Raw genomic sequence first — 18,019 nt, 5'->3', positions numbered from 1 at the left:
AGGTGAGGGCAAAAGTAGAACAAGAAAACCTACTTTTCCAAAACGCCTATGCTTTTTGAAGGCACATTTCCGATAAACATACATCTTTTATCTATAGATGCCTCTCTTTGCCTAGCAGTTTTCAGTAGATAACATTGTCTTAACACAGCATAACCATCTATTTCACAACCCACTTAATTTCTCGCAGGGTTGCGCAGTGGAAGACGCAGTGTTTCGCAGTGTTCAGACGCCATTAGCACACTGCGAAACACTGCGTCTTCCACTGCGCAACCCTGCGAGAAACACTCCTTGCAGGCAACTCCGAACCGCAGTTCGTTTCTTTGCAAGCGTGAGAACCCGCTTCGCGTTTCAGCCGCGCTACTTTCTGTTTTGGCTGGTGTACTTCGCCTTCGCCAAGGCAGTCTTCCTACTGTACCATGCTTCCCGCACGGCCGACCTCCCAGCTGGCTCGGTGCCGCGCATCTTTGGCTACGGCCTACGCCTCGATGCTTCGGCGGCGGCTTACCTGTGTGTGTTCCCATTTGTACTGTTCGTGCTGGGCAGTCTGGCGGGGCCTCGGTTTCCGCTGGAACGACCGGTGCGGGGCTTCACGGCCGTGCTGGGCACCGTAGTGGCCCTGTTCACGGTGGCCGACCTGGAGTTGTACCGGGCCTGGGGCTTCCGGCTCGATGCCACGCCCCTGCAATACCTGAACGCGCCCGGCGAAATGCTGGCCTCGGCCGGCAGCGCCCCGCTCCTGCTGCTGATTTTGGTGCTGGTGGTGGTGCTGGGCGCGGGGTGGCTGCTGTACCGCTGGCTGGTGGAGCCGCTGCCGCCCCTGCCGGCCGGGTTTGGGCGGGGCCGGGCGGCGCTGGCGGGCCTACTCTACCTGGCGCTGCTGGTGGTGCCCCTGCGCGGGGGCTTGCAGCAGATTCCGGTCAATCAGAGCGACGTCTACTTCTCGGCTCAGCCGTTTGCCAACCACGCGGCCGTCAACGTGCCCTGGAACGTGGTCAACTCCCTGCGCCTGCGCGACGGCGGCGCCACCAACCCCTACCAGTTCCTGCCCGACACCACTGCCCGGCGCCTGGTGCGTAGCGTGTACACCCCGCCGGCTGCTGCCGATTCGGTGCCGCTGCTCGGCCCCGGCCACCCGCGGCCCAACGTGCTGTTCATCATCTTGGAAAGCTTCACGGCCAAGCTGGTGGGCCACCTGGGCGGCGAGCCGGGCGTGACGCCCACCCTCGACAGCCTGGCCCGCACCGGCGTGAGCTTCACCCACCTCTACGCCGCCGGCGACCGAAGCCAGAAGGGCCTGGTGGCCTTGCTGTCGGGCTACCCCAACCAGCCAGCCACTAGTATTATAAAGTACCCGCGCAAGACAGAGCGCCTGCCCCACCTGGCGCGGATACTCAAGCAGGCTGGCTACAGCACGGCCTACTACCACGGCGGCGAATTGGCGTTTGCCAACATGAAAAGCTACCTGCTGGCCGCCGGCTACGACCACCTCACCGAGCGCGCCGACTTCCGCCGCCAGGACCAGAACTCGAAGTGGGGCGCCCACGACCACGTGCTGTTCGATAGGATGCTCCAGCAGTTGCCCCGGCAGCGGCAGCCGTTCTTCGTGACGGCTTTCACCCTGAGCAGCCACGAGCCCTTCGAGGTGCCTATGCGCCCCCGCTTCCCCGGCACCAGTGAGGCCGACCAGTTCCGCAATTCGGTGTTCTATACTGACCACGTACTAGGCCGGTTTCTGCACCAGGCCAGCCAGCAGCCCTGGTGGCCGAACACGCTGGTGGTGCTCGTCGCCGACCACGGCCACCCCCTGCCCGGCGACACGCCCAACCACGCGCCGGCCAAGTTTCACGTGCCCTTGGTGCTCACCGGCGGGGCCCTGCACCCGGCCCGGCGCGGCCGGCAGGTAGCCACCGTAGGCAGCCAAACCGACGTGCCGGCCACGCTGCTACGGCAGCTGCGCCAGCCCGCTGCCAACTTCACCTGGAGCCGGGACCTGCTGGGCTCCGCCCCCGTCACCTGGCCCGGTGGCGCGGCCTTCTACTGCTTTACCGATGGTTTCGGCGTCGTCACTCCCGCCGGTACCGTCACCTACGACAACGTGTCCCGCCGCCCCATCGACCGGGACTCCGCCGTGCCGGATGCGCAGTTGCGCCTGGGCCAGGCCTACGAGCAGGAGTCATTTGCCGATTTTCTGCGTAAGTAAAATCACAGATTGTGCAGATTACATTGATTTCGCTGATTATGCGGACGCCATAGTTGAATCAGTGTAAATCAATCCAATCTGCACAATCTGCGATTCTATGACCGAACTCCTCTTTGTATACAATGCCGATGCCGGGCTGGTGGCCGGGGCTATGGACCTGTTCCATAAGATTCTGTCGCCGGCCACGTACCCGTGCTCGTTGTGCGCCGTGACTTACGGCAACCTGGGCATGAAGCCGGAGTGGCGGGAGTTCATTAAGAGCCTGCCCGTGCAAGCCACCTTCCTGCACCGCGACGAGCTGCACGCCCAGCACCCGGAACTCGCCGCTACGCCCCTGCCCGCCGTGTTTCGGCGCGCCGGCACGGCAGGCTGGCAGGTGTTTTTGGCGGCCGAGGAGCTAAACCAAACCGACCTACCCGGTTTGATGGCGCTAGTGCGGGAGCGGCTGGGGCAGCCGGCCTGACATAGACTCAGATTACATTGGATGTTGAATTGATTTCACGGATTAGATGGTAGGTGTTCGTTATCCGCGAAATCAGCTCAACATCCGTGTAATCTGCGGTGTATCTTTGTGGTCTTGACTTATGGAAACTAGAACAGTTGCCTTTTATACGCTGGGCTGCAAGCTCAACTTCTCCGAGACGTCGGCCATCGGGCGGCAGTTTGAGGAACGCGGCTTTCAGAAAGTAGCCTTCGAGGACGCGGCCGATATCTACGTCATCAACACCTGCTCCGTCACCGACCACGCCGACCGGAAGTGCCGCAAGGTGGTGCAACAGGCCCTCCGGCACAATCCGGAGGCTTTCGTGACCATCGTGGGCTGCTACGCCCAGCTCAAGCCCCAGGAAATAGCCGGCATTCCCGGCGTGCACGCCGTGCTGGGCGCGGCCGAGAAGTTTCAGCTAGTGGAAACGCTGGCGGGCTTTCAGCGGCCAGCCGCCGGGCAGCCGGGCCAGGTGTTTGCCTCGCCCATTGCGGCGGCCACCGAGTTTCACGCCGCCCACTCTTTCGGCGACCGGACCCGCACCTTCCTCAAGGTGCAGGACGGCTGCGACTATTCCTGCTCGTTCTGCACCATTCCGCTGGCCCGCGGCAAAAGTCGCTCGGGCTCGGTGCAGAGCGTGGTGGAGCGCGTGCAGCGCCTGGCCGAAACGGGAGTTAAGGAAATCGTGCTGACGGGCGTAAACCTGGGCGACTTCGGCCTGCAAGGCCCGGAGCGGGAGCGGAAGGAGAATTTTCACGACCTGGTGCAGGCTCTCGACGCGGTAGACGGCATCGAGCGGTTCCGCATCAGCTCCTGTGAGCCTAACCTGCTTAGCGACGATATTATCCGGTTTGTGGCCCGCTCCCGGCGGTTTATGCCCCACTTCCACATTCCACTGCAATCGGGCTCGAACAAGATTTTGGGCCTGATGCGCCGCCGCTACCGTCGTGAGCTGTACCAGGAGCGCGTGGCTCTGATCAAAGAAGTGATGCCCCACGCCTGCATCGGCGTCGACGTTATCGTGGGCTTTCCCGGCGAAACCGAGGCCGACTTCCGGGAAACCTACCAGTTCTTGAACGACCTGGACGTAAGCTACCTGCACGTGTTTCCGTACTCGGAGCGCGACAACACCCTGGCACCCCGCCTGCCCGGCCGCGTGCACGACCGGCTGCGCCACGAGCGCACCACCCAGCTGCGCAGCCTCTCGGAAAAGAAAAAGCGCTACTTCTACGAGCAGCACCTGGGCCAAGAGACACAGGTGCTGTTCGAGGATGACGTAACCAACGGCCAGATGGAAGGCTTCACACCCAACTACATCCGCGTCACGGCCAGGTACGACCCGCTGCTGGTGGGTGAGCTGAAGCGCCTGCGCCTCACCGCCGTGAACCCGCAGAACCTGATGGAAGCTGAAGAGGTGGGGGTGGAAGTGTTTCAACACTAGCCTACTATCCAGGCATGTTGTTCCGCCAGAAACTCCGTCCGAAGGCGCTAGAGGTGGCGTCCATCACTTTATTCGATTACATGGGGCAGGGTGCCCGCCCGGTCTTGGCCGCCGAGCTACCCACGCTTACTTCTTTTGAGCTTCAGCTGAATGCCTACATAACCGACCAGTTTCGGGAGTACCGGCTGTACACGACAAAGGTGATTTCGCCGGATCAGCTAACTCGTTTTCAGAGCTTTCATGGTGTATTCCTCTCGGGGTACCTGGTCATGCAACACCTCACGCACGAGGCGCTAGTGAGCCGTATGCGGGAGCTGCTGGCTCACACAGCTCAACAAACTACCGTGTCGTCGTGGCAGACGCTGGATAGGCAGTTAAGTGGACTCCTCTACCCGATCTTCTATTCCTCTCATCTGCTCCCGGACCCTGCTGCTCCGGCAAGCTACACCCAAGCCGCAGAATAACAAGGTTTGCTCAAATGGGTAGCCCTGGTTATTTTCCAAATGGCAATACCACTTCTACCTGTTTAACTGCTTTTGCATCAGCTCCATCATCTGCTGCATCAGGCGGTGCTGCTCTTGCAGGTGCTGGTTGCGCAGCTCGGCCATGGCTAGCTGGTGAGCCATTTGTTGGGTGTATAAGGCCGCCTGCCAGCTGGTATCGGGTGTGGCTGGGGCGGTAGTAGGAGCCGGAGCAGCAGAGGACACCGCTGTCATGGGTACCGTTTCAGGGGCTAGAGTGGTTACTGTCGATCCGGCTGACGTGGAGTTACTTACCTCCGAGGAAACAGCAGGTTTTGCAGCAACCACGGAAGCCGGCCCGCTACCTGGTGCCGGCGCCGGCGCTGACTCGGCTGGTGTTGGAGTTTCTGTTGAGGGTGTGGCAGCGGCCCTCGCAGCATTCAAGGTCGATTTCACAGGCGTTACGGAAGCACTGTCTGTTGCCTGTGCATCTGAGGCCGATGGATTGGCATCCACGAGCATCGGTCCTTGTCCTTGCAATAGCCAATCTTTTGATACATTTGGGTATACCTCAAATATCTTACACAAAAGGTCAAATCCTGGTTTGTTACGCTCTTCAACCAAATGTTGTATAACGGTTGCCGTCTTATCCAGAGATACAGCAAAAGCGTTTTTGCTTATTCCTAGTTGCTGAATGAGCTGCGCAATGCGTTGCCCAACGGTAGTAGTAGCCATGTTTGCAGATGGTTATTTTTGCAAATGTATAAAACAACTCATTAACCTTACCACTCCAGGTAATTTCAGCGTAGCCTGCTTCGAAGTGCGGTGAAGGGAAAAAAGTAGGCTGACTCCGGGCTGTGCGGCCACCACGCGGGCGGCAACCACGGCTGATAAAAAATGGTGATGCCGCGGGCAGTAATCGTAAAATCTTCCAAAGTCGGCTCTGCGGCACTTGTGTATTCTACTTGGTGGGTGCGCAGGTTATAGGTAAACCGCTCGGCCAAGGCCTGCACTTCCGCAGAGTCTTGGCTTTCCTCCCACAGCTCATTCAGCGTTTTGGTCAGGCGGCGGTTGATTGCCACCCGTAGCAGCTGCCGCACGCGGGCCGGAGTTTCGGCCACGACGTCAGTCAGGCGGAGCCGCTGGCCCGTGCGCACGTCGAATACGGCGTGTTGGGTGTTTTGCCAGGAATAGGCGCCGGTGTGCTCTAAATTAAACTCAAAGCTCAGCAGCCGGCCGTCATTGTGCAGCACCTGGTAGCTACACCCGGTCAGGCCCTGAGCGGGGCGGCGCTGCCCGGTTTCTTCATCTATGTCTATGCAACACCTGCGCTGCGCCAGACGCAAGGCTTGTACGGCTGATATGCCAGCCGGCCCCGGCGGCTCCATTGCCCGGAGCAACTTCCCCACCACTTAGCGGTTGATTTGCTTTGTGGTAGCGGCGTCGGGCGTCTGCACCCGCGGGAGAACAAAGCGGGGGTTGCCCGACAGGTGCACTTGGCGCACCCGCACGGGCCGGAGTTTTTCTGCCGCAGCTGCTGCCAGACTCCACGGCTTGGCTCCGGTCACGAAAAGCACAGCTGGCAGCAAGCCCAGCAGAACAGGTCGCACCTTCATGCCCCCGCCCCTACTCGAAGCGCAGGCTTTCAATGGGGTCGAGGGCGGCGGCTTTACTGGCGGGGTAGTAGCCCGAGGCCAGGCCCACGGTAATGCAAATCAGCAGGCCCACTATCATCCACAGCCAGGGCACGATGAAGCCCCCGCTACCCACCAGCAGCGACACGCCATTGCCCATGCCCACGCCCAGCAGAATGCCCAGCGTGCCGCCCAGCACGCAAATCACAATGGCCTCGATAAGGAACTGCTGGCGGATTTGCAGGGCCGTAGCCCCCAGCGCCTTCCGGATGCCAATTTCGCGGGTGCGCTCCGTCACCGACACCATCATGATGTTCATGAGGGCAATACTGGCCCCGAGCAGCGTGATAAATCCCACCAGAAAGCCGCCCATACGCAGGTTGCCCGACAGCGAATCCAGCTTGCCGGCCAGGGAGTCGGAGCGCTCCAGCTCGAAGGAGTCTTCCTGGCCCAGCGGGTCGTGGCGCACGGCACGCATGATGCCGGTGGCCTCGCCGGTGAGGTAGGTAAGCTGGGTGGGGTCGAGGGTGGCGGTTTTGACGTCGTAGGTGAGGGCGCGCTGGCGGGGCAGCTGGTTGCCCGTTTCCAGCGGAATCAGGATGAGCCGGTCGGCCCCGCCCCCACCCATGGTGCTGCCGCTCTTCTCCAGCTCCCCCACCACCCGGAAGCGCCGGCCCAGCAGGTAGATGGCCTGGTCGAGGGCGCTTTTGCCCGGAAACAGCTTCTCCTTGATTTCCATGCCCACGATGGCCACGTTAGTGCCGTTGTCCAGCTCGGCGGGCGAGAAAGTACGGCCACTCTGCAAGTTATAGTTCTGAATCAGCAGGTAGTTTTCGTCGCCGGCCACCACGTTCATATTGGGGTTGGTTTTCTGGCCGTTGGCCTTCACCTCCACGGCTCCCGCAATAAAGGCCGACACGCCCACCTTGGCCTGGTCGCCAAGCTGCTCTTTGTACTGGCGGGCTTGCAGATAGGTGATGGGCGGGTAGGTTTTGGCTTGCACCCCGCCCCGCCGGAACCGGTTGGTGTAGCCTTTGGCCTTGATTTCAAAGGAGTTGGCTCCAAGACTGGCAAACGTAGAGTTCAACGAAGCCTTGATGGCATCAATGGCCGTAAGAATGCCCACCAGTGACATAATGCCGATGGAGACAATCAGGGCCGTGAGAATGGTGCGCAGCAGGTTGCTGTTGATGGAACGAAACGCCTCTTTGATGTTTTCCAGCAGGTGCATACGGGCAGAAGCAGCGGGTGAGCCGGGCCAAGAAGGCCAAACCACCACAGCCGGGCGGCCGGCTCCTTGGGCAAGGACGGCGAATTCTGCAAGGTAACGCGTTTACCCTAAAGTCCCGCGGGCTTTTTGCCGATGTGGTGCACCCCCAAGCTGGCTCCGTAACGCTGAGCCACCCGAACCTGCCGGTGCGCCGGGCGCCAGTGTTTTGGCCGTAGCTCACATTTCCCGTTTACCAAACTCCCGCCCGCATTCGTTACCTTTAAAATCGGGGCCGCGGCTTCCTATTAATTTAGCTCGCCGCCCCGCTCCTTTCGCCCTTGCTTTTTTCCAGATTGCGTTTATGATTTTTTTCCGCTTCGCTGCCTTTCTGCTCCTGCTGCTGACGGCCGGCCTGCTCCGGCCCGCGGCGGCCTGGGCCAACCACCTCCTTATTCCCATGGATGCCAGCCAGAAAGAGCATCTGAAAGCCTACGGCGCCGCCTACTGGCTGCTGAGCCGGCAGGTGGAGGTGGATTGGCTGCTGAACTACCGCGGCGGCTCCTTTGCCTGCGAGGTGGCCCAGGGCGCCGAAAACGAGCTGGCCGTGCGCGGCGTCACCTATCAGGTCATCAGCGAAGCGCAGTATACCGGTATCCTCTCCGAAATAGCCGACCCCAACGCCAACATGGACGTGATGAAGCTGGAGAAGGTGCCCAAGATTGCCGTGTACACGCCCAAAGGCAAGCAGCCCTGGGACGATGCCGTGACCATGGTGCTGACCTACGCCGAAATTCCCTTCACCCAGATTTACGACGACGAGGTGCTGCGCGGCGACCTGCCCAAGTACGACTGGCTGCACCTGCACCACGAGGATTTTACGGGCCAGTACGGCAAGTTTTACCGCATGTACCGCTACCGGCCCTGGTACCAGCAGCAGCAGCGCGACGCCGAAGCCGCCGCCAAGCGCAACGGCTTTGCCAAAGTCAGCCAGATGAAGGGTGCCGTAACGGTGAAAATGCAGGAGTTTATTGCTGGCGGGGGCTTCCTGTTTGCCATGTGCTCGGCCACCGACTCCTACGACATTGCCCTGGCCGGCCTGGGCCTCGACATGGTGGAGAGCATGTACGACGGCGACCCGGCCGACCCCACGGCCCAATCTAAGCTTAACTTCAACCGCACCCTGGCCTTCCAGAACTTCCGCCTGGAGCGCGACCCGATGGAGTACGAGTACTCCGACATCGACATGCAGCCCTACGAGCGGGGCGTGTACGAGGACAACGACTTTTTCCAGCTGTTTACCTTTTCGGCCAAGTACGACCCGGTGCCCACCATGCTCACCCAGAACCACGAGCGCACCATCAAAGGCTTTATGGGCCAGACCACGGCCTTCCGCAAGCCTCTTATCAAGCCCGACGTAGTAATTATGGGCGACAACAAGGCCTCGGGCGAGGCGCGCTACATGCACGGCACCCTGGGCAAAGGCACCTGGACGTTCTACGGCGGCCACGACCCCGAGGACTACCAGCATATGGTGGAGGAAGAACCCACCGACCTGGCCCTGCATCCCAACTCCCCCGGCTACCGCCTCATCCTGAACAACATTCTGTTTCCGGCTGCCAAGAAGAAAAAGCAGAAAACCTAAGCGCCGGTAATTTGCTTTTGCCAAGCCCCTGGCCTTTTTTAGGCGAGGGGTTTTTCTTTCCCAAAAAGCGCCGGCCGCATCCAGAAGCCGCCACATCACGTTTGTACCTGCCACACACCTCCGCAGTAGCGTATGACTCCTGAGCCCACGAACTTCGGCTTCTCTGCCGGCAGCACCACCCCTACGACCCGCGTCAACCCCTTACCCCGGGCTGTACTGCGTTCCAACAACTACCTGCTGCTCGATGGGGAGTGGCGCTTTGCCCTCGACCCCGCCGACGCCGGCCTGCGCGACGGGTGGTACCTGGGCCGCAAGTATGAGCACACGGCCAACTGGCCCGGCTCGGTGGAAGACCACATGGCCCAGGCCAAAGACCCTGCCCACCCCAAAACCTGGCAAGACAACGTGGTGGCCTGGTACGAGCGGGAGTTTGCCTTGCCCGAGCGCGGCGACGACAACGGCCACTCCATGTTTCAGCTCACCTTCGGGGCCTGCGGCTACGAAACCAGGGTGTGGCTCAACGGCTTTCCGCTCAGCACCATCGAGGGCGAGGCCGTGCACTACGGCGAGTACACCTCGTTTTCGTACGAGCTGCGCGAGGAGCACCTGCGGCCCGTGAACCGCCTCACCGTGCGCATCGCCGACAACATGGACGCTGAAACGCCCCGCGGCAAGCAGGAGTCGCACGTGTACAAGCGCGGGGGCATCTGGTACCAGACCTACACCGGGGCCGTGCGCTCGGTGTGGCTGGAAATGGTGGAGCGCAACCGCCTGCGCACCCGCGTGGGCGTGGAAAGCGTGATTGAAGACCACCTGGTCCGCTTCAACCTCACCACCCGCATCCACGACCCCGGCCTGTACACGCTCCGCCTCCAGGTGTACGACTGGGTGGCGCCCTCGCCCCAGCCCTTGGCCGTCAGCGACTTTCCGCTGCGCCTGGAGGCCGGGCAGCGCCAGCAGCGCGTGGTGATGGAGCTGCCCGGCGCCCAGCTATGGTCGCCGGAGACGCCCAACCTCTACCGCCTCGTAGCCCAGCTTATTGACGACAACGGCTACGTGGCCGAAATCGAAACCCACTTCGGGCTGCGCAAGATTGAGTCGCGCGGGCGCTGGGTGTACCTCAACAACGAGCCCACCTACCTCGACGGCATTTTGTACCAGCCGGGCACGGCCACCTACGAGGAAATGCAGCGCCACATGCACAGCATGAAGGCTTTGGGCTGCAACCTGGTGCGGGTGCACATTGCCGGCGTCGACCCGCGCATCTACAAGCTGGCCGACGAGCTGGGGCTGCTGCTGTGGGTGGAAGTGCCCAGCCCCCACTCCTCTACGCCCCGTAGCCGCGAAAACCACCGCGCCGAGCTGCTGCGCATGCTGGCCCTGATTCAAAATCACCCGTCGGTGGTTATCTGGAGCCTCTACAACGAGGACTGGGGCTGCCAGGACATTGCCGTCAACCCCGAAACCCGCCGCTACATCGTTGAGATGTATCACTACCTGCACATCAACCACCCGCAGTTTTTGGTGGTGGACAACGACGGCTGGCAGCACATTTCCGATGAGGGCCGCCTGAAATCAGACCTGCTCACGGCTCACCTGTATACGCCCGACCTCCCGCGCTGGCAGGAGCTGCTCGACCGGCTGGTGGCCGGCGAAATGGAAGGCGTGGCCGTGCTGCCCCTGGTTGTCGGCGACCCATTCTTCTACCGTCGCCAGAAGCCGCTGGTGGTCAGCGAGTGGGGTGGGTTTGGCTTTGCCGACTACGGCGGGCCGCAAAGCGCCGAAGAGCGCACGGAGCGCATCCGGCAGTTTAAGCGGGAGCTGCGGGCCCGCCCCATCGCCGGCGACGTGTACACGCAGGCCACCAACATCGAGGATGAGCGCAACGGCCTGATTGACCCGCACACCGGGGAGCTAAGCGTGCCGGCGGGGCTGCTGGCCTCGGGCCTGCCCGGCCAGGAGCCGCAAAACCCGTAGCGAAGAGGCTGCTACCGGGTAAGCTGCACCAGTTGCCGGGCCAGCAGGGGCAGGTCGGCGGTTTTTTCGGGAATGTTTTCCAGCGTAATCTGCACCACCACGGGCTGCTGGTTGGCAATGCCGTAGGCCACCAGCTCGTAGGCCATGCCGCCCGTGGCTTTGGGGTAGCTCACCAGGAAGCCCTTGGCCGGCTTCTGCAGAATAAAGCAGTCCAGCGGCTGCCGCTCGGAGTCCTGCTTGTACTTTTTATCAAACTGCCGCGCAAACTGCTCCGGATAGCTTTTCAGCATGCCGAAGTCAATGTACATCCAGGAAAGCTGGAAGTCAGGGCCTTGCAACTCGAAGTCTGACTGCAGGGTGCACCCCGGCGTAACGGCGTAGCGCTGCCCGCAAAAGTTGATGACCGCGCCAGCCGGCACGGTAGATGCCGTAAGATCGGGAGCGGCCGGCGCGGCTTCGGGCGTGGTTTTCTGCGCCCAGCCCCAGGCCGGAAACGCAACACAGCAGAGAAAAAGTAGCTTTTTCATAACGTACACCCTAAATCGGACCGCACGAAGCTAATATTTTTATAGGATTATACAAATTATTATAATGCAATTCCTCTATTTACTATCCAGTAGCTAATGCATCCGGTCGTCGCGTACGGGTAGGTTGGTCACGATTTCGCCCTCAATGCGGAGCAGCTCTTGCAGGCGGGCATCTACTTCCTGCGGGTCGCAGTACTCCTTGGCCAGGTCCACGTAGCTCACGAAGTGGCCCGCTTCCGAAGCCATCAGCTCGTAATAGAACTGACTGAGGTCGGGGTCGGGAATGTGCTTCCACAACAGCTTGAACCGCTCGCAGCTCCGGGCTTCTATCAGAGCACTTACCAGCAGCTGGTCCATCAGCTGCCGCTCCCGCGCGCCGCCCTTGCGCACGTGGGCCATGAGCTGCACCACGTACTCGTCGCGGCGGGGGCGGCCCAGCTCGTGCCCGCGCTTGCGCAGCTCCTGCAGCACCCGCGCAAAATGCTCCCACTCCTCGGCCACCAGCAGGGTCAGCTCGTCCACGAGGCGGGTTTTCTCGGGGTACTTCACAATCAGGCTGATGCCCGTGCTGGCGGCCTTCTGCTCGCAGTACGCATGGTCCACCAGAATATCAATAATGTTCTTGGACGCAATATCCACCCAGCGCGGATCGGAGTTCAGCTTGAGCTTGAGGATGGTTTTCATGGTGGGGGCTTAGGGGCTTGGGGACTTAGGGTCTTAGATGACGTGCTGGAGCTGGGTTGTGGAGACGCGTCTCTACACCGACCGACGCCAGTGGTCCAAGTGTGAGCAAGTCCTGCGGCTACTGCCGGACGCTAGGTGCAGAATGCCTGCACAAATCTACGTCCCTACGCCCCCAAGACCCTAAGCCCCTAATTGAAAAACTGCCAGCGGATGCCGAACTGGAAGCGGCGGGGCAGGGCCGGATAGTAGGGCGTGGCAAAGTAGCCGCGGTGGGGCAGGAACTGGTTGACGTAGGCCATCTTCAGGAAGATGCCCACCGTTTTGATGTCGCCACTGAGGAATACATCTACCACCGGGAGGTTGCGGATGGTGAAGTGGTCCTGCACGAAAAACTGCTGGGTGCTGGGGCTGTAGTCGTAGGCCCGCCAGCGCGACTGGAAGTAGGCCTGCACGCCGGCCTGGCCCAGCAGGGCCTTCTTGAACACGTAGCCCTGGTAGTACAGCCGCGATTCGCCCACAATGTCCGGTATGCGCAGCCCGGCGCCCTCGCCGCCGGCCGTGTAGGTGACTTGGTTGTCGGCGAAGAAGTGGCCGAGCTGGAAGCGGTGCCGGGCGTGCAGGATGAACAGCTGCTTGGCTTCGCCGAGCTGGGCGGGGCGAGCTTGCTGGTTGTAGTACACCAGGTTGGTGATGTTGGCCACGGTGGCCGAGGCCTCCACGTGCTGATTGCCCAGCCGCTGGCTGAGCACTACCCGCGCCTGCTGCACCTGGGTGTTGTCGAAATCCGTATTCCAGACGAAGTGGTTGCCATTGAACCGCTGCTCGGTGAGCGTAGGTGCGTAGCTGGCACTCAGCACCTCCCCCGTCAGCGGGCCCAGCCGAGCCGAGGCGCGCACCCAATACTCATTGGCCAGCTTGTACTCCCCAGCCGTTTCGATGGCAAACTGCCGGTACCGGAACGCCGCCGTCCCGCCCACGAACAGCTGGGTACCCGACTCCCCGAACCGGGCGCTGTCCTGGGGCAGGGGCAGGTCGAGGCGGGCTTTGGAATCGAGGGCGTAGCTGCGCTGGCGGCCGTAGAGGCGGTACTCCACGGCGCTGGTGCGGCCCAGCACGCCCACCAGGTTTTCCAGCTGCCGGTACTCGGCCTGGTCATTGGTAGCGGTGGTGCTCAGGCGGTTGCGCGGGTAGAAGCCACTGCCGGCGCTTTGGGCAAGCTGGTCGTCGGTGTAGGTGTTTTCCTGGCGGCTCCAGTCGAGCACGTGGAAGGCGGTGAGGCCCCGGCCGAGCAGGCGGTAGGTGTGCGCCAGCCGAAACCGGTTCCGGTCGTCGCGGTTCACGGCCCGGGTCAGGCGCACCTCTTCGTCCTGGTAGTCGAACAGCTGCTGGAGGTTTATTTTGCCGGCTTCCCCCTCTTGGTCTTTGGCCTGCACCACCACGCCGCCCTGCTCCACGGCCCGGTGGCGGGCCGTGCCGAAGTTGGCCAGGGCGTGGTACCGGTCGTTGGCGGTTTGGTAGCGCACAAAGAACAGGAAGTTGGTGTGCTCTACCTGCCCCGTGCGGGTGTTGCTGACGGCCAGATGCTTATTGGACCCGAACCGCTCGAAGGCAAACCCGGCGTTGAACAGCTTCTTGATGCTGCGGGCGTACGACAGCTCGAAAATCTGCTCGTGCGGGTTGCCCTGGTGGAAGCGGAAAAACGTGTAGGGCGAGCGGGTGTCGTAGTACGGAATGGTGGCCGCATTGCGGGCGTACCGGTCGAACACCGTACGGCCGAAGCGGGCCCCGAGCTGGAGGTTGGGCTCCCAGAGCAAGCGGCGCGAGGCCGTTCCAAAGATGCCCAGGTCCTGCTGGTAGGTGGTGTCGTGGGCCCAGTAGCGGGCCTGGGGCAGGCGCGTGAGGGTGGTGTCAATCATGCGGCCCTCGTTCTGGTCGCGCAGCACGTCGGCCTCCCGAATGATGAAGGTGGTGCGGGCGCCGTAGAGGTTTTTGGTGGAGTCGTCGACCACCTGGGCGCTGGCCGGCCGCAGCGTAGCACTTAGCAGCAGTAGGCCCGCCACCAAGCCCCAGCGGCGGGGCCACCGGAGCGCCCGGAAACCAGCAGAATAGGCCGTAATAGCCTTTTGGATAGTCGAAAGCAACAAGTCAGACAACAGCGTGGGGCTGAAATAGCGGCGTCAGCAGCTCCTGCAAGCGGGTTTCCCCGTCGGCCATAAACCGGACGTCAATCGGAATGTAAAATACGGGCAAATCGGCCATACTTGCCGCCAGAGCGGGTTCCAGCAGGCGGGCGGCGTCTTTTTGCGTAGTCAGAACGCACTGGCCCGGCCGTAATTGTGCGGCCAACTGGCGCAGCTCCGCGGGCCGAAACGCGTGGTGGTCGGGAAAGCGGGCGTGGTGCAGGACGCGGTACCCCGCTGCGGCCAGGTACTCCAGCAGCGGCCCCGGCTGGGCAATGCCGGTGAGCACCACCACCTCCGGGCCGGGCGCGGCCCCAGTTGCCGTGCCCGGCACCGGCACCGGCCGGCCGTAAGCGTAGGTCGAAAACAGCACCGGCACCCCCGGCCGGGCGTAGCGCCCGATGCGGCGGCGGATGGCGGCGCGGGCGGCCTCGCTCAGCTGCGGGTCGCACTTGGTTACAATAACCACATCGGCGCGGCGGGCGCCGGCCCGGCTTTCGCGCAGGCGCCCGGCGGGCAGCACGTGGTCCTGGTAAAAGGGGCGCTGCTGCTCGGTGAGTAAAACGCTCAGGGCGGGCCGCACGCGGCGGTGCTGGTAGGCATCGTCGAGCACCACGGCGGTGAGCGTGGGCTCCTCACGCAGCAGCTGCCAGATGCCGGCCGCCCGGTCTTCGCTCACGGCCACGGGCACCTGCCCCCGGAACTGCTGAAACTGCTGCAACGGCTCGTCGCCGATGGTGGCGGCCGTGTCCGGGGCCGTGGCGCGGCGGTAGCCGCGCGTGCGGCGGCCATAGCCCCGGCTGAGCAGGGCCGGCCGCTGCCCCTGGGCCAGCAGCCAGGCCACCAGCCAGGCCACGTGGGGGGTTTTGCCGGTGCCCCCCACCCGCAGGTTGCCCACGCTCAGCACCGGCACCTGCGGAAACGTGGCCGCCGGCCGGCGCCCGGTGTCGTACAGCCAGTTGCGCCCAGCCATGATGCCGGCGTAGAGCCAGCTCAGCGGCAGCAGCAACAACGTAAGCAGGCGAGACATGGCGGCAAAGGTAGCACGTAGGGGCGCGTCGCACGCGTTCGGTCGTTGCCCTTACGTACCGCGCCCTGTAGAGCCGCATCGTTGCTTCTCTATAGCCTGCGCGGCCTCGTTCACCGACGAGACGCAACGATGCAGCTCTACATACTACAGCCCGACTACAAAAAAGCCGCCCCACGTAAAGCGGAGCGGCTGGATAGTGCAATAGGTGGAGTGTAGCGGAAGCTTAGTTGGCTAGGGTGGCGCGGTGGGCCGTTACCTGGCTGATGGCATTGGTCAGCACGGTTACTTGGGCGGCTACCTGCTCAGCGTCCACGTCGGCCAGGAAGCGGGCGGCGCCGCTGCGGGCACTACCCCGGTCGTTGAGGTTGTCGCGCCGGTCGTTGGCGCGGCGCAGCTTGCCTTCACTCTGGCGGCGCAGGGCGGGCGTCAGGTTAGTTTGGGCCAGGATGGCGGTGTGGGCCGCAATTTCGGCCTCTACGCCGGCCAGCTGCCCGGCTACATCAGCCTGGGTGCGCTGGGCCTGCCGGTCCGAAAACTCCAGGTTGCTGGTGCGCTGCTCGTAGCCATCCAGCTCGGCTTGCAGGTCCACTAAGGCTTCGTCGCACTCGGCACGGGTAGTCAGGGTGCTCAATTCAAGAGCCATATAAGAATTGGTTAAGGGTGATAGATGAGCTTATAGACGAGCTTAGCAGGGATATATTGTATAAGCCTATTATTTATTTTTTGTGCCTGTCTGTGCTCCACCGGACTCCAGCTGCCGGGCCAGCGTGGCGGCCTCGGTTTCCAGCGCTGTGGCGCGAGCTTGCAGCAGGTAGTAGCGGGCCGCCAGGTCGGCATCATGCAGGGCCGCGCTGGCTTGCTCCTGCCGGCTCCGCAGCCACTGGTGGGCGCGGGCGGCATGGGTATCGGTGGGTGCGGCGGCTTCGGCCTGAGCCAGCAGGACCGGCAACACCTGCTGCCAGCGCCGGGCCTGGGCCTGCCCGGCGGCCAGCTGCCGCAGCTCCCGGCGCAGCTTAGCTGCTTGGTGGCGGCAGGTATTGAGGCGAGCCTCTAGGGGGCCGGGCGCGGGTGCACCATGCGGCGGCTCCTCGGGCGCTGGAGCAGCCAGCCGGGCCGGGGCTTCCGGTGGTAGCTGGGCGGCCAGCGGCGCCAGCCGCAGCAGCACCTTAGAAGTCAGGGTGCGGCGCCCGGCCTCGATATCGGCCACATATTGCCGGCTGATGCCCAAATAGGTACCCAGCTCCTGTTGCTCCAGCCCGAAGTACTTGCGCACCTGCGCCAGCAGTGTGGTAGAGGGAATAGACTTGCGCGGCATCGGAGTTTTTGCAGCTTATTTTTTTGTTTCTGAAAAATAAGCTGCAAAAATCGAATCAGGCACAAAAAAGCCCCGGCTGCTGGGGCAGTCGGGGCTTTCCGTGTTGGGCCAGCTTCTCTGACTGACTACTTTTTTGGTTTTGGCTTGGCTCCGCGCCTGTTTAGGCGCACTACCTCTGCTGGCGCCGGCTCTGAAACAACCAGCGTAGGCAGGGGGCTACTTGGCGAAAACCCGGACTGCGCTTTGCGGCCTAGCCGTTCGGCAATCAGGCGCAATTCTTTTTCGTCGATGGGGTTAGCTGCTTCTATCTGTAGCTTTATCTGGTAGCGCTTGTTAATAAGCTCTAAGCGTTGCTTGCGTGGGGCATTCCGATTATCTCGCAAATAATTATCTATCCACTCTATGACGGCATTCGGGTCGAAGACAGGCTTAGGAGCCGGATGGCGCACCCCGCCTACCGCCCCGGTAGCTACGGGCGTAGCCGGCACGGAGGCAGCAGAGCCGGGCCAAGGAGAGTTCGACGGTAAAAACGCTTCGGGTTTCATAGCAGTAAGATACGCAAGACCATTATAACTCGTCCAACACGATGCGGATATAGCCGGGTTCATTAGCTACCTCCAGTACCTCAAACTGGGTGTTGGGGACGAACAACACTTCATATTCATTTTGCCCGTCAACACCGAATTTAGAGATTTGCTCGATGAGGCGGCCAGTACGAGACTGTATCGAGAACAAGCAATTTTTTCCGGATGCATGCAGGTATTGCCGCGCAATAGTTATGCGTAAGCTGGCTGAAAGGAAAGCCGGCCAGCTCACGGGTTGCCCATTTTGAGCGTAGACCCGGTATTGCTGCAGCTGGCCGGGCGAGAGATACACGCCGCTGTTGGCTTCGCCGACATAAGGCGGCAGCTTGCCCAGCGCAGCCACTAAGCCCATACCAAACAAGGACGTATTATGGCCACCGTTGGTATGCAGGTGTTGATTGAGCGGTTCGTACCCGCCTTCGCTATAGTGATAAATAAGCGCCTTATCAAGTAGAGTCAGTTCGGGATGGGCCGTAGCACGTCTGCCGGTTTGCACGGCTCGCAGGGCGTCGGGTAGGTGCTGGGAAACGAACGTGTGTAGGTCGGATTGGGGCATACGGGCAGGAAATATACTACCGTATACGCGCCTGGCCTATCGGCCCTGTGCCAGCAGGTGGTGTGGACGTTGGGCAAACAGCGCGGACGCTGAG

General features: G+C 62.1%; 18 protein-coding genes. 6 read left to right on the top strand and 12 right to left on the bottom strand.

Annotated elements, in window-relative coordinates; genetic code table 11:
• The first annotated feature begins 328 nt into the window (after positions 1 to 328).
• From OIS53_RS03760 to OIS53_RS03745, 4 genes are all read left to right on the top strand, one after another.
• Positions 329 to 2,200 (top strand): LTA synthase family protein, encoded by a 1,872-nt coding sequence (locus tag OIS53_RS03760; RefSeq protein ID WP_264681055.1) that lies wholly within the window; start codon positions 329 to 331, stop codon positions 2,198 to 2,200.
• A gap of 97 nt (positions 2,201 to 2,297) precedes the next feature.
• Positions 2,298 to 2,663, top strand: a complete 366-nt coding sequence (locus OIS53_RS03755; protein ID WP_264681054.1) for a hypothetical protein — start codon at positions 2,298 to 2,300, stop codon at positions 2,661 to 2,663.
• 121 nt (positions 2,664 to 2,784) lie between these two features.
• Positions 2,785 to 4,125, top strand: a complete 1,341-nt coding sequence (gene mtaB / locus OIS53_RS03750; RefSeq protein WP_264681053.1) for a tRNA (N(6)-L-threonylcarbamoyladenosine(37)-C(2))-methylthiotransferase MtaB — start codon at positions 2,785 to 2,787, stop codon at positions 4,123 to 4,125.
• A 14-nt stretch (positions 4,126 to 4,139) separates the two neighbouring features.
• Positions 4,140 to 4,589 (top strand): hypothetical protein, encoded by a 450-nt coding sequence (locus OIS53_RS03745; RefSeq protein WP_264681052.1) that lies wholly within the window; start codon positions 4,140 to 4,142, stop codon positions 4,587 to 4,589.
• 54 nt (positions 4,590 to 4,643) lie between these two features.
• Here OIS53_RS03745 and OIS53_RS03740 read toward each other — a convergent pair whose 3' ends face one another.
• From OIS53_RS03740 to OIS53_RS03725, 4 genes are all read right to left on the bottom strand, one after another.
• A complete protein-coding gene (locus tag OIS53_RS03740) occupies positions 4,644 to 5,321 on the bottom strand; it encodes a helix-turn-helix domain-containing protein (RefSeq protein WP_264681051.1) in 678 nt (225 codons plus the stop codon).
• 65 nt (positions 5,322 to 5,386) lie between these two features.
• A complete protein-coding gene (locus tag OIS53_RS03735; protein ID WP_264681050.1) occupies positions 5,387 to 5,932 on the bottom strand; it encodes a hypothetical protein in 546 nt (181 codons plus the stop codon).
• A gap of 66 nt (positions 5,933 to 5,998) precedes the next feature.
• Positions 5,999 to 6,163, bottom strand: a complete 165-nt coding sequence (locus tag OIS53_RS03730) for a hypothetical protein (RefSeq protein ID WP_264681049.1) — start codon at positions 6,161 to 6,163, stop codon at positions 5,999 to 6,001.
• A 49-nt stretch (positions 6,164 to 6,212) separates the two neighbouring features.
• Entirely contained in the window at positions 6,213 to 7,451 is a 1,239-nt protein-coding gene (locus tag OIS53_RS03725; protein WP_264681048.1) for an ABC transporter permease, read from the bottom strand.
• Positions 7,452 to 7,791: 340 nt separating this feature from the next.
• On the opposite strand from OIS53_RS03725, the gene OIS53_RS03720 reads away from it, so the two are divergent.
• Together OIS53_RS03720 and OIS53_RS03715 are read left to right on the top strand one after the other, a co-directional pair.
• Positions 7,792 to 9,072 (top strand): asparagine synthetase B, encoded by a 1,281-nt coding sequence (locus OIS53_RS03720; RefSeq protein WP_264681047.1) that lies wholly within the window; start codon positions 7,792 to 7,794, stop codon positions 9,070 to 9,072.
• 132 nt (positions 9,073 to 9,204) lie between these two features.
• A complete protein-coding gene (locus tag OIS53_RS03715) occupies positions 9,205 to 11,049 on the top strand; it encodes a glycoside hydrolase family 2 protein (RefSeq protein ID WP_264681046.1) in 1,845 nt (614 codons plus the stop codon).
• A gap of 11 nt (positions 11,050 to 11,060) precedes the next feature.
• Here the strand turns inward: OIS53_RS03715 and OIS53_RS03710 are convergent, their stop codons facing one another.
• From OIS53_RS03710 to OIS53_RS03675, 8 genes are all read right to left on the bottom strand, one after another.
• Positions 11,061 to 11,576 carry a hypothetical protein gene (locus OIS53_RS03710; RefSeq protein WP_264681045.1) on the bottom strand — a complete coding sequence of 172 codons (516 nt, stop codon included), beginning with the start codon at positions 11,574 to 11,576 and terminating at the stop codon, positions 11,061 to 11,063.
• Positions 11,577 to 11,669: 93 nt separating this feature from the next.
• Positions 11,670 to 12,260, bottom strand: a complete 591-nt coding sequence (locus OIS53_RS03705; protein WP_264681044.1) for a MiaE family protein — start codon at positions 12,258 to 12,260, stop codon at positions 11,670 to 11,672.
• 188 nt (positions 12,261 to 12,448) lie between these two features.
• Entirely contained in the window at positions 12,449 to 14,413 is a 1,965-nt protein-coding gene (locus OIS53_RS03700; RefSeq protein WP_264681043.1) for a putative porin, read from the bottom strand.
• Positions 14,406 to 15,470, bottom strand: coding sequence for a tetraacyldisaccharide 4'-kinase (gene lpxK, locus OIS53_RS03695; protein WP_264681042.1), 1,065 nt, complete (start codon positions 15,468 to 15,470; stop codon positions 14,406 to 14,408). Before lpxK ends, OIS53_RS03700 begins: the two co-directional genes overlap by 8 nt.
• Before the next feature lie 223 nt (positions 15,471 to 15,693).
• The gene (locus tag OIS53_RS03690; RefSeq protein ID WP_264681041.1) at positions 15,694 to 16,113 is read right to left on the bottom strand and encodes a hypothetical protein; all 420 of its coding nucleotides are present in this window, start codon (positions 16,111 to 16,113) and stop codon (positions 15,694 to 15,696) included.
• Between the two features lie 69 nt (positions 16,114 to 16,182).
• Positions 16,183 to 16,785, bottom strand: a complete 603-nt coding sequence (locus OIS53_RS03685) for a helix-turn-helix transcriptional regulator (protein WP_264681040.1) — start codon at positions 16,783 to 16,785, stop codon at positions 16,183 to 16,185.
• 125 nt (positions 16,786 to 16,910) lie between these two features.
• A complete protein-coding gene (locus OIS53_RS03680) occupies positions 16,911 to 17,330 on the bottom strand; it encodes a hypothetical protein (RefSeq protein ID WP_264681039.1) in 420 nt (139 codons plus the stop codon).
• A gap of 22 nt (positions 17,331 to 17,352) precedes the next feature.
• Positions 17,353 to 17,925: an ADP-ribosyltransferase domain-containing protein gene (locus OIS53_RS03675; RefSeq protein WP_264681038.1), complete on the bottom strand. Its 573-nt coding sequence runs from the start codon at positions 17,923 to 17,925 to the stop codon at positions 17,353 to 17,355.
• Between the last annotated feature and the right edge of the window lie 94 nt (positions 17,926 to 18,019).

The organism is Hymenobacter sp. YIM 151500-1, from assembly GCF_025979885.1.
GTDB lineage: Bacteria > Bacteroidota > Bacteroidia > Cytophagales > Hymenobacteraceae > Hymenobacter.
Note: the sequence above shows the minus strand (reverse complement) of the source record. Positions and strands in the feature narration are given on the sequence as shown.